The sequence below is a fragment of the Flavobacterium sp. HTF genome, from assembly GCF_003105115.1.
In the GTDB taxonomy this organism is placed as follows: Bacteria; Bacteroidota; Bacteroidia; order Flavobacteriales; family Flavobacteriaceae; genus Flavobacterium.
This window is the reverse complement of the sequence record NZ_QETH01000052.1, coordinates 1-14,111: the sequence shown is the minus strand read 5'-3', so window position 1 is coordinate 14,111 and position 14,111 is coordinate 1. Positions and strand designations below refer to the sequence as shown.

The following is a 14,111-nucleotide window of genomic DNA, read 5'->3' as shown; positions in this document are numbered from 1 at the left end:
AATTTGGAATTTAAAAACCTGGAATTTGACATTAATATTTCAAATAATTACTAACGACAATTTTAGCTTTCAGATCAAACATTAAGTTATACAGACCGAAGAAAGTACGATTCATGTAAATAAAGTGCTTAGAACCACGATTTCCGTTCATTTTTCTAAGGTTGGTATCATTTGAGAAACGCTCTCCTAATTTTGCGATGCTGTCAAAAAAAGTTACATCTGCAAAATCAAAAGTTTCTTCTTTGAAGGGTTTTGTAAACAGCGACAACAGATCATGAAACATTTCTGTAAAATATTCTATTTCGGAAGGTGAATCATCCGGACGGAGAATTTCCAGTTCAAATAATTTTTCATTAAAAAGCTTCGGATCTGTAATTACATTTTTGTTGATTAAATCAAAATAAGGAACATAAAAATCTTCCGGAATTTGTTTCATACATCCAAAATCAAGTGCAATCAGCTGATTGTTCTCATTTACCAGAAAATTCCCGGGATGCGGATCGGCATGTACTTTTCTTAAAACATGAATCTGGTACATATAAAAGTCCCAAAGTGCCTGACCTATTTTGTCGCCCACTTCCTGATCTTTATTGATTGCCGTAAACTCAGAAAGGTGAATTCCCGTCATCCAATCCATTGTGATGATTTTCTCAGAAGAGAATTCAGGATAATAGTTCGGAAAAAGTATATTTTCGATTTTACTGCAGGCTTCTACCACTTCCCTGCTTTGCTCTAACTCTAATAAATAGTTAGTTTCTTCTATAAGTTTGTCCTCAACTTCTTTAAAATATTTATCAGAATCTTTTCCCTGCAGGTTAAACATTCTTATCGCAATAGGTTTTACCAAAGCCAGATCTGACGAAATGCTATTGGCAACTCCAGGATACTGAATTTTTACAGCCAGCTTTTTACCGTCTTTTACTGCCAGATGCACCTGACCAATACTTGCTGCATTTACAGAATTGGCATTGAATTCATCAAAGATTTCATAAGGAGTTTTTCCGAAATTGGTTTTAAAGGTTTTTAAGACCAGAGGCGCAGAAAGCGGTGGTACAGAAAACTGAGACAGAGAAAATTTTTCTACATAGGCCTGAGGCAGAAAATTCTTGTCCATACTTAGCATCTGTGCTACTTTGAGCGCACTTCCTTTCAGGCTTTTTAGTCCGTCGTATATATCTTCGGCATTGTTTTCATTCAGTTTATCACGTGTCAAATCCGGATTAACTATTTTTTCGGCATAATGCTTCACATAATTTACACCTATTTTTGCTCCGGTCTGAACGAGTTTTCCGGCTCTTTCTATTTTTGATGTGGGTATATAATCGATTGTTTTCATTATTTGCTGTAAATTTTTTCTTTAAAGAGAAATTTCCCTAAATCTATAAGATGGTTCAGTGGCGCTACGTTCATTAATTCAAATGAGGCATTAACTGATTTTTCAATAAAAATATCTGTTTTTTCAAAAGCCGGAGACGAATCGTCTGCCCAGAATTTTATGGTCATCATCAATTGCAGCCAGGCTGATTCCTGAATTGTTTTTTCCTGAAACTTCTGTAATTTTTCCTGTTCCAGCCTGTAATCATCTGTCAGGATTTCAGAGACATATTCTTTAAAACTTTCACGCAGTAAACTTAATTGCGTCAAATTTCGAAGCGGATTTGGATCTGATTTCAGGCTTTGCAAAACATAACTTCTGTTGGCCGTCAAAACTTCAAAAAAAGTAAAGTAAAAACTCAGCATTTTATTCTTCATCGTATATTCGGAATACTCTGTGTTTTTGTGCAGTAAATCGACTGTGTTTGCAAAAAACAATCTGAAAATTTCTTTTTCCAAGCCTTCAAGCGTTCCGAAAAAGGTATAAAATTCAGCTTCTGTAAAATCTTTTCCTTTCACAAAATGAAAAACAGAGGATGGTTTTTTTCCCGTTTCCAGAACTTCATCCATGTATATTGAAACGATATCATCTTTGGTAATTACCTTCTTTTTTGCTGCCATCTTATTAAAATTTAAAATTTGCCTTAAAGGTAAGGAATGTTTAAGTATCTTTATTAATGGTTAAACATAACGCGGTGTTAAATAAATTATAAAGCAAATGTCTGAAAATGTACTTATTACTGGCGGCACAGGATTTATTGGCAAATACTTAACAGAATTACTAATTGCCAACGGTTTTTCTGTATCTGTTTTGAGCCGCAGCGAAAGAAAAAACACCGATTTTGTCACCTATTATAAATGGAATTTAAAACAGAATTATATTGATGAAAATGCCATTCTAAACGCTGATTATATTATTCACCTTGCCGGTGAAGGAATAGTAGAAAAGCGATGGACCAATAATCGAAAAAAAGCCATTTTAGAAAGCCGTACAAAACCAATTGAGCTTATTTATGCTATTCTGCAAAAAAACAACAAAACAGTAAAAGGATTTGTTTCCGCTTCAGCAATCGGGATTTATGGCGCTGTTACGAGTCAAAAAATCTGTACCGAATATACGCTTCCTGCCAATGACTTTTTAGGAATCACCTGCCAAATATGGGAAGATACTGTTGACAAAATTGGTTCTCTGGGAATCAGGACTGTAAAAATCAGAACCGGAATTGTTTTAGGAAAAGACGAAGGTTTCCTGAAAAAAGTAGCTCCGAGTTTTAAAGCCGGTTTTGGTTCAATCCTTGGTTCAGGAAAACAATATTTACCGTGGATACATATTAATGACCTGACCAAAATCTATTTAAAAGCAATAACAGATACGCATATGCATGGGCCTTATAATGCAGTAGTTACAGACAATACCACCAATCTGACCTTTTCCAGAATACTGGCCAATTTATACGGATATTCGATCTGGCTTCCAAAAGTTCCTAAATTCATCCTTAAAGTTGTTTTAGGCGAAATGAGTGTTGCTGTCCTGAAAGGGCAAAGGGTTTCTTCTGAAAAAATAACAAAAGAAGGTTTTGAGTTTCAATTTACTGATATTGAAACAGCACTTTCTGACTGTATAAAATAAAAACATTATTTCATAATCCCGCTTAAATCTGTCTGGACTGTTTTTGAAATTTTATTGGCTACAACATACGGGATTTCGATATTAAAATCAGCAACCGAAAGCGGAAAATTAGAGACAATCTGTATTCCTTCGGGAACTTTTTTAATCAGCGCTTTTACAGAAATGATTTTATTTTTTCCGTGAAGGTATAGTTTGCCTTTTACATCATATTCTTTTTCAGTTTCACTAATGTCTTTCAGATCAAATTTTTCGATTTTTCCTTTAAAAACTGCTTTTGGGTAGCGTTTGCTCTCAATATAATTATCATTAAAATGTTCCTGCATCAGATCCATTTTAAAACGAAAATCTTTGATTATGACAGTACAGATTAATATACTTGTCTCAGGTTCCAGAATAATAGTGCCTAGTTTATTTACCGCTTTTACTTCTTCAAAAAAGGGAACAGAGGCTTCAAAATTTATAATTGCCGAATTGGTTTTAAATTTATCCTGAGCCAATAGAGAAAATGCGGTAAAGAGTAAAATAAATAAAGTAGTTCTTTTCATAATCGTCAGTAATTAAACAATTATGTCATTCGATTCTTTTTTTAAGAGGAGAAAAAACTGAACTTAAGCAAGTATGAAAAAAATCAAATGGCAATACTCCGTGAAAGTTTTTATAAGCCAGTGCTTACTACTTAAAGTTACGAAATTATTGCCATCTGAGTTCTGATTTACTGCTAAATATTTGTGAAAAGTTTTCACGTTTTAAGCGGTAAATTTTAGTTGTAAACCGGGTGGTTAAATTATTGCATTTCGGTACAGATTTCAATTAAGAAACCATCGAGATCCCGAACATAGGCAACAACTTGTCCCCAGGGTTTCTGAGTGGGTTCTTTTACTAAAACAGCACCAAAAGAAGTTGCTTTTTGTACTGTTTCGGGAACGTCGTCGGTTATAAAACCGATTTCTGTTGCAAAAGGTTTCTCTTCTAAACTACTTTCGATAAAACCATCTTTTAAGTTTTGAGCTGCGAGTGTCTTTGATGCAAAAGAAAGTGTCGTTTCTCCGGTGATTAATTCACCATAATCATTTTCAGGTGTGATCAATTTTCTTGAGAATCCGAATGCATTTTCATAAAACAAAACAGACTCTTCAACATTCTCTACATATAATATTGTATATCCGAACTTTATCATCTTTTTAAAATTTTAAATTATCATTCATTTCAAACTAAAGATAATCTTTCAAAAAGGATTATCCAATTTCTAACAATACATTGTATTTATCCAGACTTGCCAAATCTTCAATAGAATTTACATTGGTAATTTTAGCATGTTCTTCGATTTCTTTTTTGGCTTCAATTTGTTTGATACATTTTCTAAAGCGGCGTACTTCATCCAGGTTAGACAAAATAAGTCCGGGAACCTGTACACTTTTGCCTTCCTTGTCTTTGGCCACCATTGTAAAATAAGACGAATTACAATGTTTGACTGCTCCGGTCTGAATATTTTCAGCTTCAACGCGAATGCCGACAATCATAGAACTTCTTCCCACATAGTTAACAGAAGCTTTCATGGTTACCAATTCCCCGACTTCAATCGGTTTTAAGAAATTCACTGTATCAACAGATGCGGTAACACAATAATTTCCTGAAAATTTTGAAGCACAGGCAAAAGCGATCTGATCGAGCAAAAGCAAAATATAGCCTCCGTGGATTTTTCCGCTAAAATTAGTGTGTGAAGGCAGCATTAATTCGGAAATACTTACTTTGGACGAAGAAACAGGTTTAAAATCGGCACTCATGTTTTTGTTTTTTGGGGTTATTTATTTTAATCTAATAATTGATTTTCTTCAGTATTGGAAGCTCTGGCAAGTATATTTTCGGGAAGTGCTTTTTTGGCTTTTGCACCCATTTTTTTTAATTTCTCAACACTCGAAATTAAATTTCCGCGGCCATCAACCAATTTGCTCATAGCATTTTCGTATTCGGTTTTGGTGTCTTTGATTTTATTCCCGATCCTTACCAGGTCAGTTACAAAACCTTCAAATTTATCATACAAGGCACCCGCCTGTCTGGCAATTTCAAAAGCATTTTCCTGTTGTTTCTGGTTCGCCCACATGCTGTCAATGGTGCGCAGGGTTGCCAATAAAGTACTTGGTGTTACAATTACAATGTTTCTGTCGAAAGCTCTGTTGTATAAAGTAGAATCTTCGTTTAAAGCAATGGCAAAAGCAGGCTCTATCGGAATAAAAAGCAATACAAAATCAGGACTTTCTATTTGATATAAGTCATGATAATTTTTATTTCCGAGCTGTTCAACATGTCTTTTTATAGAGTTGACGTGTTCTTTTAACAAATCGATTTTTAAAATCTCCGATTCTTCGTTGACCCATTTTTCGTAGGCTACCAAAGATACTTTAGAATCGACAATCATTTTCTTTCCGTCCGGCAAATTGATGACTACGTCAGGAAAAACCCTTGCTCCTTCTGTGTTTGTAAAACTTTGCTGAACTTCATATTCGCGTCCTTTTTCGAGACCGGATTTTTCCAAGACACGTTCCAGAACCAGTTCGCCCCAGTTTCCCTGCATTTTACTGTCGCCTTTTAATGCTTTGGTTAAGTTTAAGGTTTCTTTGCTCATTTGAGCGTTCATTTCGCTTAAACCAATAATCTGCTGGCGCAAAGCAGCATGATAATCAATGCTTTCTTTGTGGGTTTGCTCTACTTTTTGTTCAAAACCATGAATTTTATCCTGCAAAGGCAAAAGGATATTTTTCATGTTTTCACTATTTTGTTCTGTAAATTTGGCTGATTTTTCTTCGAGGATTTTATTGGCTAAGTTTTCAAACTCTTTGGTAAATTTTTCCTGTAATTCGGTTATTTCGTTTTTTTGCTCTTTATGCCTTTCCCATAAATTTTCAAAATCAACTTCTTTTTTAGAAAGCTGAATAGCCAGACTGTCCTTTTCTGTACGGATGTTTTCTTTCTCCGTATTATTTAAATAAAATTGTTTTTCAAAAACATTCTTTTCCTTTTCAAACTGCTCTTTCTGCAATTCCAATTGATTTACCATCGCCGTCAGTCTTTCGGTAAGACTTACTTTTTCAGCTTGCGATTTCGCAGAAAACAAAAGCTTTCCTAAGTATATCCCCAGGAATAAAGCCACTATAAAAACCAATAAAAATGGTAGAAAATCAAACATAACTTAGGATTATTTTTAAGTAAAAGTACGCAATAATACGTAGTTCAAAATTTTAAAATCGAAATTTCACTAATTTCCAAATTAACTAAAGATTCTGAAACATTTTTTTAATATCAATATCGTTTTACGCAACCATTCAAAAAGAACGACATCTTGTAAATATAACCTATAATAAAAAACACACCATGAAAAAATTAATACTAGGCTTATTTGTAGCTTTTGGAATTAGCGCTTGCTCCCTGGGCAATGATGATCTTAATGTTGATTGCGGATCTAATGCAGATGTAGCTTTTACGGGATTTCCACTTTTATGTAATTACAGCGTAAAAACACAACAAAATAATCCTATTGCAATAGAAGTAAGATCAGAACAGGAATTGCTTACTTATTTTACAAAACATCCTAATACATGTCCAAATCCGAGTGACCCAACAATCGATTTTACTAAGTATAACTTTATAAGCATTTTTGCAGGAGCAAAACCTACCAGCGGATATGCGATAAAAATAAGTTCAATAGTAGAGAACAACTGCGAAATGGTGATCAACTTTTTTGAAAAAGCGCCACAGGCAGGTGAAGCTATAACATCGAATCCTACCTACCCTTCAGATCATATTCTGATTCCTAAAACATCTAAAAGATTGTTTTTTAACAGAGTTCAGGCAAGTCCGGATAACATCGTTATCGGAAGTTTTGCAAGTCAGTGTGCAGGAGGTGATTGTCAGAAATTCTTCCAGCTGAATGATTATAATATTTTGAAATTTCAAAATGTTGTAGCAGGAAGTTACGATTTTAGCCAGTACAAATATACGGCAACAACCAAAAACGGTGAATATACCTTATTTTCAAAAAATATCACTGCTGAAATTACTGCCTTGAAAGGTCAGATCAAAACATACGGTAATCCGACTACATCTGAGCAGGGTGGTGTTTATTTTGAATTGCATCAGGGTGCAACTGTAACTAAAATCTATATTGATAATGCAGACACTGCAGATCAGACAGCAGCCATAAAAGCATTCAAAAAAGCAATTCAGGATAAAATTACTGCTTTAAAATAATAAAGAAAATATTCCTTCATGATTTACTTCATGAAACGGAAGATATTGATAATCAAATTTTAAACAGTAAAGAGTTAGTTCTAAACTATTCATAAAAAATAGTTTTATGAGTTAAAAAAACTAATTTTGCCAAAACAAATCTAACCATTTTTTTGAAAGCCGATTTAGAAAAATATATTAAGCAATGCATGCAAAATGAAAGAGAGGGACAACTCAAAATATATGAGTTGTTCTCTCCCGTTTTGTATGGTATCTGTTTGAAATATATGAAAAACGAAGACGATGCCAAAGATGTATTTCAGGAGGCATTTGTGATTGTTTTTCAGAAAATAAATCAATACAAATTTGAAGGAAGTTTTGAAGGCTGGCTGAAGCGCATCTTCATTAATAAACTTATTGAAACCCTGAATAAAAAGAAAAAGGAAAATTTCTTTTTGGATGTCTTTGATCCTGACACCGATTTTGTAGAAGAAGAGGAATTAGATATCGCTCCGATTCAGCAGGAAAAATTATTAGAATTTATACGGGACCTGCCCGATCAGTACCGGACTGTTTTTAACTTGTATGTTTTTGAAAAAATGAAACACAAAGAAATAGCCGAATTACTAAAAATCTCTGAAGGAACATCAAAATCAAATTTAAACAGGGCAAAGCGAATTTTGCAAAAAAGAATTTTGAGCATAAAAAATTTTAAAACGGCATGAAAAAGCAAAATATAGAAAATCTTTTTTCATCAATGGAAAACTTTTCAAGTGTTCCGCCACCCGAATTATGGGGTCAGATTGAAGAAAAATTAAACAAACCCAAAAAGAAAAAGAGAGCAATTCTTTGGTGGTCGGCTGCTGCATGCTTACTATTAGGCCTTATGCTGCCTTCAGTACTTTATTTTAATTCCCTATCTGAAATCAAAACAGGTAATAATAGCTCTATAGAAAACAACAGTGTTGTTCTGGATGAAAATAAGGCAGATATCAACCAAAACAGAACAATTCCTGATGAGAATACAATCATTAATCAAAAATCAGACAACAGTCAAAATAGATCTTTAGAAAACAACAACACTACTAATGATCCTCAAAAAAACAATGCAACACAGGAAACAGCAGTTGCTGACGCTGATTCCCCAAATATAACCAATACGAAAGTTTCGTCTAAAAAATTAAGTATTGAAAAGAAAAGCACAAATGAAGTTATTGCTGAAAAGTCATCCGTTTCAGCAAAACAAAATGCATATAATACGCCATCTAAAAATCAAACACTAAATTCTGAAAGAAATACAAATCAGGCTGTAGCCGAAAAAACTGTAATTTCAGGAAATCAAAATGCATTTAATTCAGTATCAAAAAATCAAACACTCAATTCCGAAAGAAATACAAATCAGGCATTGGCCGAAAAAACTGTGATTTCAGGAAATAAAAATACATTTAATTCGTCTTCAAAAAACCAAATACTCAATGCTGAAAGAAATGCAAATCAGGGAATAGCCGGAAAAACAACAATTTCAGGAAATCAAAATGCATTTAATTCAGTATCAAAAAATCAAATAGCAGACGCTGAGAAAAAAAATGCAAATAAAATTCTGGCTGAAAAAACATTTAGTTCAGGAAAACAAAATCCATTTAATCCAACTTCAAAAAATCAGGTAGCTCATTCTCTTTTTGAAACAAAACCAAATTTGAAAAGCAATAAGAACAATACTAATCTACCCTATAACTCTCCTGATCAGATTGTAAGCACTGAATTGAATAATAAAGCAAAGAAGGACAATAGAGAGTACAAAAATGAACCTGTGATTTCTGAAAAAGCCATTGCTGATAATCAGCAAAACAATTCGAAATTTATTGATGCGCTGAGCAAACAGGATTCTGTACAACTGGCGGAACTTCAAAATTTGGAGAAAGGAATTACCAATCCGGAAGATAACAAAGAAAAAGAAACCAAACCAAAGTCTGAAAGTGAGAAATGGGCGGTTCAGGTTTTTGCCGGAGTTGCCAATTCTGAAAATTATAAAAATGACAAAACGTTGGGCCATGTAAATGACTCTAAACAGACGAGTACCTACGGTGTAAAAACAAAATACAAAATCAACAAAAAATGGGCTGTTGGTTCGGGACTAAAGATTAATGAATTAGGACAAAGTATTGCCAATGTTTCATATATGGATGTGAGTGAAAAAAACAGTGCTTTTTTTAGTCCGTCAGAGTATTTTGTTAAGAATGTAGCAACGCCTCAAATCGCCAGTAACAGAAGTTATGTATTTGTCTCCAATAGTACAAAAGATGCTTTGGCAAGTGAAAATGTCCAAACAGGAAATCTGGATCAAAGTTTACGATATATCGAAATGCCACTGGAAGTTTCTTATGCGGTTTTTAACAAAAACAGAACCAATATCAGTTTGAATACCGGAGGTTTTGTTGGTAAACTGATTTCGAACAATGTAGCTTTGGACGGTACAACCATAGGGAAAAATCTTGATGCAAACGACTTTGTTTACGGGTCTGTCCTGAGCAGCACGGTACAATATCGTATTTACAAAAAGACAAATGTTTTTGTTGAGCCTGCCATGAATTATTATATAAATCCGCTAAATAACCAGTCTTTTAATCAGCTTCAGTGGGGATTGAATTTTGGATTAAATGTTTCGTTTTAATATTTTATTTGTTGTAATTTTCTAAAAAAAAACAACAGAAGCAACTTTATTAAAATGAGCATTAAAAATGAGTGGAATAGTAATTCTTTTCCAAAAGATTTAATCACAGCCAAAGAAATGGTTTATGATGTACTGAATTTTGATTTTACAGTACCTCAACCTGAACTGGAAAGTGCAGAATATAGCGCTTATCGTTTTCAGCTGAACAATAAACATATTTGTTTTCGCGAAGCCAAAATAACCCCCACCAAAACAGGTCAGTTTGTCACTTTATGGAAACGCAATTCCTCCAAAACTATTGAGCCTTTTGATGCCTCGGATAAAATTGATTTTGTAATAGTAAGTGTTCGGAAAAATGATGTTTTCGGACAATTTATTTTTCCGCAATCGGTTTTACTGGAAAAAGGGATTTTTTCTACTCCAAAAAAAGAAGGAATAAGAGCGACAAGAGTTTATCCGCCGTGGGACGAGACCACAAGTAAGCAAGCTCAGAAAACACAAAAATGGCAATTGGACTATTTTTTTGAAATGAATCAGTCTGTGGATTTAAATCGGTTTGAAAATTTACTTGAAGCATTTTAAAAACCTTATATAAACAAAACAGGCAGCCGGTTAAGCTGCCTGTTTTTATTTAGAAGAGTCTTTATTTTTTAATGATTTTACTGCTGTAAATCACTTTATTGTTTTCTGTTAAGGTATAAATATAAACTCCCGTCTTAAGGTTGCTTATCTGAATTACCGAATCGCTTTTTTCCTGTGTGTCTTTTATATCAACCGGACTAATCACTAAACGCCCTGACATATCATAAAGTTTTAATTTCAGTTTTTTGTCTTGATTTGTTTTCACCACTACATTTACAACATCCAACGCAGGATTTGGATACGCCTGTACAAAATATCCGTTTTGGGTTTCAAAATCAGTTGTCGACAAATTATCCGGTTTTAATTCAAAACGGGCAATTACGGGGCCGTGATCCGACGTTGTGGTTGTATAAGATGGAATATCTGCCCTTGGATCATACACCGCAATAGAATTTGGAATATACTGATCTGTAAGTTCATTTGAAATAACAATATGGTCTAAGAATCCGCCTGAGCTTAAAAAGCTGTAAGCGCCCGCCTGGCTAATTCCTAAAGTAATTGGATTATAACGATCTGTATCTTCTACGATTTTTTGGTAAGAAGAAGGCTGCCCGGGAATAACCGAAGCTTTAACATCGTCATTAAAATCTCCCAAAATCATAAAATTTGAATTTGGATAATGAACATCCAGACTATCTTTCAATAACTCGGCATCATATTTACGCATGTTGTATCTTGAAATATCGCTTCCGCTATTGGCACGTGCATGAAGATCAATCAGGTTAATTTCCTTTTTGACCCCGCCAATATTAGTTTCAATTTTAACCAAATAAGGCAAACGTCCTGAAGAGAAAAAACTTGCTCCGTTTCCTCCCGGATAATTTGGTAATGTTACTGTCCCGGCACGAACATCATCATACAATTTCTTAAACATCACACGGGTGCTTTTTACCGTTGTTGTTTGTGTATTGTAAAGTACCACGAGTTTCTGAGGCGGAAAATTTGGATCCGGTTCATCAAACGAATAAGACCAGGATGTTGAAGTTGTTTTGTCAAACGTTTTTCCGTTAATATTTATTTTCTGAATCAAAACATCAATCGAAGGATCATCCGAAACTTCCTGAACCACATATACATCAGCATTTAGTTTATTCATTACCCTGGCAACATTATCAATTTGAAGGGCATCATCTGTCGGACCAAATTCTACTCCATCGGTACCTTTTACATCTGTTCCAAAAAATTCCAAATTATAACTTACAATATCAAAAGTATCTGCTTTTGGCAATGAAGATCCGGTTAATGTTCCTATTTGTTTGTCTAATGAAGTTCCGGTTACCCTTAAAGGACCTGTAATCACTAATGTTTTTACAGAAGGTGTAAATCTTGCATACAATACTTTTCCTGCCAGGGCATCTGCGGCACTGACTAAAACGCTGGATTGAAATGATACATTATCTAAAGAAACCTGGTAATCTGTCGGGGCTGTAATGGTTATATCGCCATAACCCGCAGCTTTAAAATCAAAAGACTGACCCGCTGATTCCGTATTAGGATTTACATCTCCAAAATCCAGAACCGGATTTGAAGCAACATAACCCATTTCATTCGTAATGGCAATATCATCTATAGACCATTCTGATGCATTATTTGTTCCGCCTGCTGTTGTTTCATAAACCCATGCTAAATAGGTATGATCGGTTTTATAGGTTGTTAGATCTATATATTGTGATTTTACATACGTTCCGGTTGTTGTTGGAAAATTACCGTTTATCTCTGTCCATGTTGCGGTTTCTGGATTGCTTTTGCCATCATAATTTACAGAAACCATTAATTTTAAACCTGGTCCTGCATAAAATTTACGAGAGTAAAAAGACAATAAAGGAAACTGGCTAAAATTATCTAAACGCAATCTTGGCGATATCAGCCAATCCCTGCTTGCTCCGGTATCAGAATAACCATTCATCAGAACGGCTCCGGTTCCAGAGTTTACATTTCTGGTAACACTTGTGTACGTCCATTTATTGGCAGTTCCGGAAACATTGTATTGCGTCCAGCCACTGTTTGTTAAAACATTTGTATTTTCAAAACCTTGCAGGTACGGATTGATTCCTGTTCCGCTAAGAATAACTATTTTGCTGGTGGCACCCGTTGATTCGTGTGTAATTTGTCCTGAGAATATAGCAGGGGCAGTTGGAGTAAACTTAACATAAACCGTTGGTTTTGCATTCGCAGCAAAATCAGACACCGGAAAAGTCAAAGAAGATGTAAAAGAAATATTGTCTTTAGAAATTGTGAAATTACTCGAAGCAGTAACGACAACATCACTGGTAAGATTATCTCCCTGAATCTGATAACTTAAAACTTCAGAATCGAAATTTGTTTCGGAAAATCCCAGATCAAGTAAAGCACTTGATGTCAGCAAAGAAGGAATTGCAACATTTGAAGTTGTTACATCTACTTTATTAATAACGGTCTGGATATTTCCGTATACATCTTCAGAAACAGAAAAAACGGAATACGCAGTATTGATCACTAATCCGGTAAAACTTTTTACAGATATCTGGGAAGGATCTGTAATATCCAAAAATCCTGATTGTATAGCTGTGGCTCCGTCTGCATCAAGACCGGCTTTTACCTGAGCTGCTGTAGGTGCTGCACTTCCAGAAGCCAATAGTACATAATATGTTTTTCCGGCCTCATTTAATTTATCTGAAAAATCAAAACCTTCCGATAAAATATTATCCGCTTTCGGATAACCCGCTTCACTAACAGGAGCCAGAACATCACTTCTGATATCAATATTATCAATTGCAAAAGACGGACGTGAACCACCACCGGAATTTTGTTTAGAAATCCACCTCACCTGAACCACCGGCTGATTATTGCATTCTGCCGGCAAAGTTACTTTTATGGTTATTGGATTTTGAGGATCTGTAACTGCTCCTATTTGTTGTATTTGATTGTTTACATAAGCAGTTGCGGGTAATGATGTAAAGGCAGCTGTAGTACCAACACGATATTGCAGAACCATTTCATTGATACGCTCCGATGTTGTGCTTCCCGAAACCAGTCCGTAAGGATTTCGAATCGTAATAGCATCGTACTGAACCTGAATAGCCGTTTGCCCTGTCGTTGAAAAAGCAAAACCAATAGTCAAATCCAGTGAACCTGTATTAAGGAAACCTATTTTGCCATTATAGTTATGGAAGTTACCACTTGTAGTTGCTGCTGTACTGCTCGCCACCAAAGGCCTGTCTGCAACCATAGTTGCGCTTGTGTTATACGCAGATCCGGGTGCTGTAGAGGCTGTCCATCCCTGAAATCCTGCAGGATATGTTATGGCTGTATAATCAAGTCCGGCAAAATTTTGTGCATAGGGCAAACTTTGCGCTACTGGCATTGTCTGTGCGACACCCTTTACAGAACAAAAACAAAAAAAACTTAAAAAAGCCATTAAATGGCGTAAGGGGTAAATGTTTTTCATAAGTTAGAAAATAGAGTTTTTAGAAACTAAATTTATGACCTTTAAAATTAAGCCAACGTTATAAAATTATAAATTAATTCTTTCATTATTTATTTACAACGGCCTATAAAAACAAAAAATTCTCACATAAAAATAAACAAACC

The 14,111-nt window shown here is 34.7% G+C and carries 12 protein-coding genes; 5 read left to right on the top strand and 7 right to left on the bottom strand.

Annotated features, from left to right (window positions below; translation table 11 throughout):
* Positions 1–31: 31 nt before the first annotated feature.
* Complete coding sequence (locus tag DCO46_RS14925) at positions 32–1,336, bottom strand: ABC1 kinase family protein (RefSeq protein WP_116753315.1); 1,305 nt, start codon at positions 1,334–1,336, stop codon at positions 32–34.
* The gene (locus DCO46_RS14920; RefSeq protein ID WP_116753314.1) at positions 1,336–1,995 is read right to left on the bottom strand and encodes a TetR family transcriptional regulator C-terminal domain-containing protein; all 660 of its coding nucleotides are present in this window, start codon (positions 1,993–1,995) and stop codon (positions 1,336–1,338) included. The genes DCO46_RS14925 and DCO46_RS14920 overlap by 1 nt, the downstream gene beginning before the upstream one ends.
* Before the next feature lie 97 nt (positions 1,996–2,092).
* On the opposite strand from DCO46_RS14920, the gene DCO46_RS14915 reads away from it, so the two are divergent.
* Positions 2,093–3,004 (top strand): TIGR01777 family oxidoreductase, encoded by a 912-nt coding sequence (locus DCO46_RS14915; RefSeq protein WP_116753313.1) that lies wholly within the window; start codon positions 2,093–2,095, stop codon positions 3,002–3,004.
* 5 nt (positions 3,005–3,009) lie between these two features.
* Here the strand turns inward: DCO46_RS14915 and DCO46_RS14910 are convergent, their stop codons facing one another.
* The 4 genes from DCO46_RS14910 to rmuC all read right to left on the bottom strand — a co-directional run bounded on the left by DCO46_RS14910 (position 3,010) and on the right by rmuC (position 6,188).
* Positions 3,010–3,549, bottom strand: a complete 540-nt coding sequence (locus tag DCO46_RS14910) for a YceI family protein (protein ID WP_116753312.1) — start codon at positions 3,547–3,549, stop codon at positions 3,010–3,012.
* A 239-nt stretch (positions 3,550–3,788) separates the two neighbouring features.
* The gene (locus DCO46_RS14905) at positions 3,789–4,181 is read right to left on the bottom strand and encodes a VOC family protein (RefSeq protein WP_116753311.1); all 393 of its coding nucleotides are present in this window, start codon (positions 4,179–4,181) and stop codon (positions 3,789–3,791) included.
* Positions 4,182–4,239: 58 nt separating this feature from the next.
* Positions 4,240–4,788 carry an acyl-CoA thioesterase gene (locus DCO46_RS14900; protein ID WP_116753310.1) on the bottom strand — a complete coding sequence of 183 codons (549 nt, stop codon included), beginning with the start codon at positions 4,786–4,788 and terminating at the stop codon, positions 4,240–4,242.
* Between the two features lie 26 nt (positions 4,789–4,814).
* Positions 4,815–6,188 (bottom strand): DNA recombination protein RmuC, encoded by a 1,374-nt coding sequence (gene rmuC / locus DCO46_RS14895; RefSeq protein ID WP_116753309.1) that lies wholly within the window; start codon positions 6,186–6,188, stop codon positions 4,815–4,817.
* 185 nt (positions 6,189–6,373) lie between these two features.
* Between rmuC and DCO46_RS14890 the strand changes: the two genes are divergently transcribed.
* From DCO46_RS14890 to DCO46_RS14875, 4 genes are all read left to right on the top strand, one after another.
* Positions 6,374–7,249, top strand: a complete 876-nt coding sequence (locus DCO46_RS14890) for a protease complex subunit PrcB family protein (RefSeq protein WP_116753308.1) — start codon at positions 6,374–6,376, stop codon at positions 7,247–7,249.
* 188 nt (positions 7,250–7,437) lie between these two features.
* Complete coding sequence (locus tag DCO46_RS14885; RefSeq protein WP_262509791.1) at positions 7,438–7,953, top strand: RNA polymerase sigma factor; 516 nt, start codon at positions 7,438–7,440, stop codon at positions 7,951–7,953.
* The gene (locus DCO46_RS14880) at positions 7,950–9,899 is read left to right on the top strand and encodes a hypothetical protein (protein ID WP_116753306.1); all 1,950 of its coding nucleotides are present in this window, start codon (positions 7,950–7,952) and stop codon (positions 9,897–9,899) included. Before DCO46_RS14885 ends, DCO46_RS14880 begins: the two co-directional genes overlap by 4 nt.
* Positions 9,900–9,953: 54 nt before the next feature.
* On the top strand, positions 9,954–10,481 hold the full coding sequence (locus tag DCO46_RS14875; protein ID WP_116753305.1) for a MepB family protein: 528 nt from the start codon (positions 9,954–9,956) through the stop codon (positions 10,479–10,481).
* A gap of 61 nt (positions 10,482–10,542) precedes the next feature.
* Here DCO46_RS14875 and DCO46_RS14870 read toward each other — a convergent pair whose 3' ends face one another.
* Complete coding sequence (locus tag DCO46_RS14870; RefSeq protein WP_116753304.1) at positions 10,543–13,968, bottom strand: T9SS-dependent choice-of-anchor J family protein; 3,426 nt, start codon at positions 13,966–13,968, stop codon at positions 10,543–10,545.
* Positions 13,969–14,111: the final 143 nt, after the last annotated feature.

Coding starts and splice junctions, on each gene's coding strand:
- DCO46_RS14925 (WP_116753315.1), bottom strand. CDS start 1,336: ATGAAAACAATCGATTATATACCCACATCAAAAATAGAAAGAGCCGGA.
- DCO46_RS14920 (WP_116753314.1), bottom strand. CDS start 1,995: ATGGCAGCAAAAAAGAAGGTAATTACCAAAGATGATATCGTTTCAATA.
- DCO46_RS14915 (WP_116753313.1), top strand. CDS start 2,093: ATGTCTGAAAATGTACTTATTACTGGCGGCACAGGATTTATTGGCAAA.
- DCO46_RS14910 (WP_116753312.1), bottom strand. CDS start 3,549: ATGAAAAGAACTACTTTATTTATTTTACTCTTTACCGCATTTTCTCTA.
- DCO46_RS14905 (WP_116753311.1), bottom strand. CDS start 4,181: ATGATAAAGTTCGGATATACAATATTATATGTAGAGAATGTTGAAGAG.
- DCO46_RS14900 (WP_116753310.1), bottom strand. CDS start 4,788: ATGAGTGCCGATTTTAAACCTGTTTCTTCGTCCAAAGTAAGTATTTCC.
- rmuC (WP_116753309.1), bottom strand. CDS start 6,188: ATGTTTGATTTTCTACCATTTTTATTGGTTTTTATAGTGGCTTTATTC.
- DCO46_RS14890 (WP_116753308.1), top strand. CDS start 6,374: ATGAAAAAATTAATACTAGGCTTATTTGTAGCTTTTGGAATTAGCGCT.
- DCO46_RS14885 (WP_262509791.1), top strand. CDS start 7,438: ATGCAAAATGAAAGAGAGGGACAACTCAAAATATATGAGTTGTTCTCT.
- DCO46_RS14880 (WP_116753306.1), top strand. CDS start 7,950: ATGAAAAAGCAAAATATAGAAAATCTTTTTTCATCAATGGAAAACTTT.
- DCO46_RS14875 (WP_116753305.1), top strand. CDS start 9,954: ATGAGCATTAAAAATGAGTGGAATAGTAATTCTTTTCCAAAAGATTTA.
- DCO46_RS14870 (WP_116753304.1), bottom strand. CDS start 13,968: ATGAAAAACATTTACCCCTTACGCCATTTAATGGCTTTTTTAAGTTTT.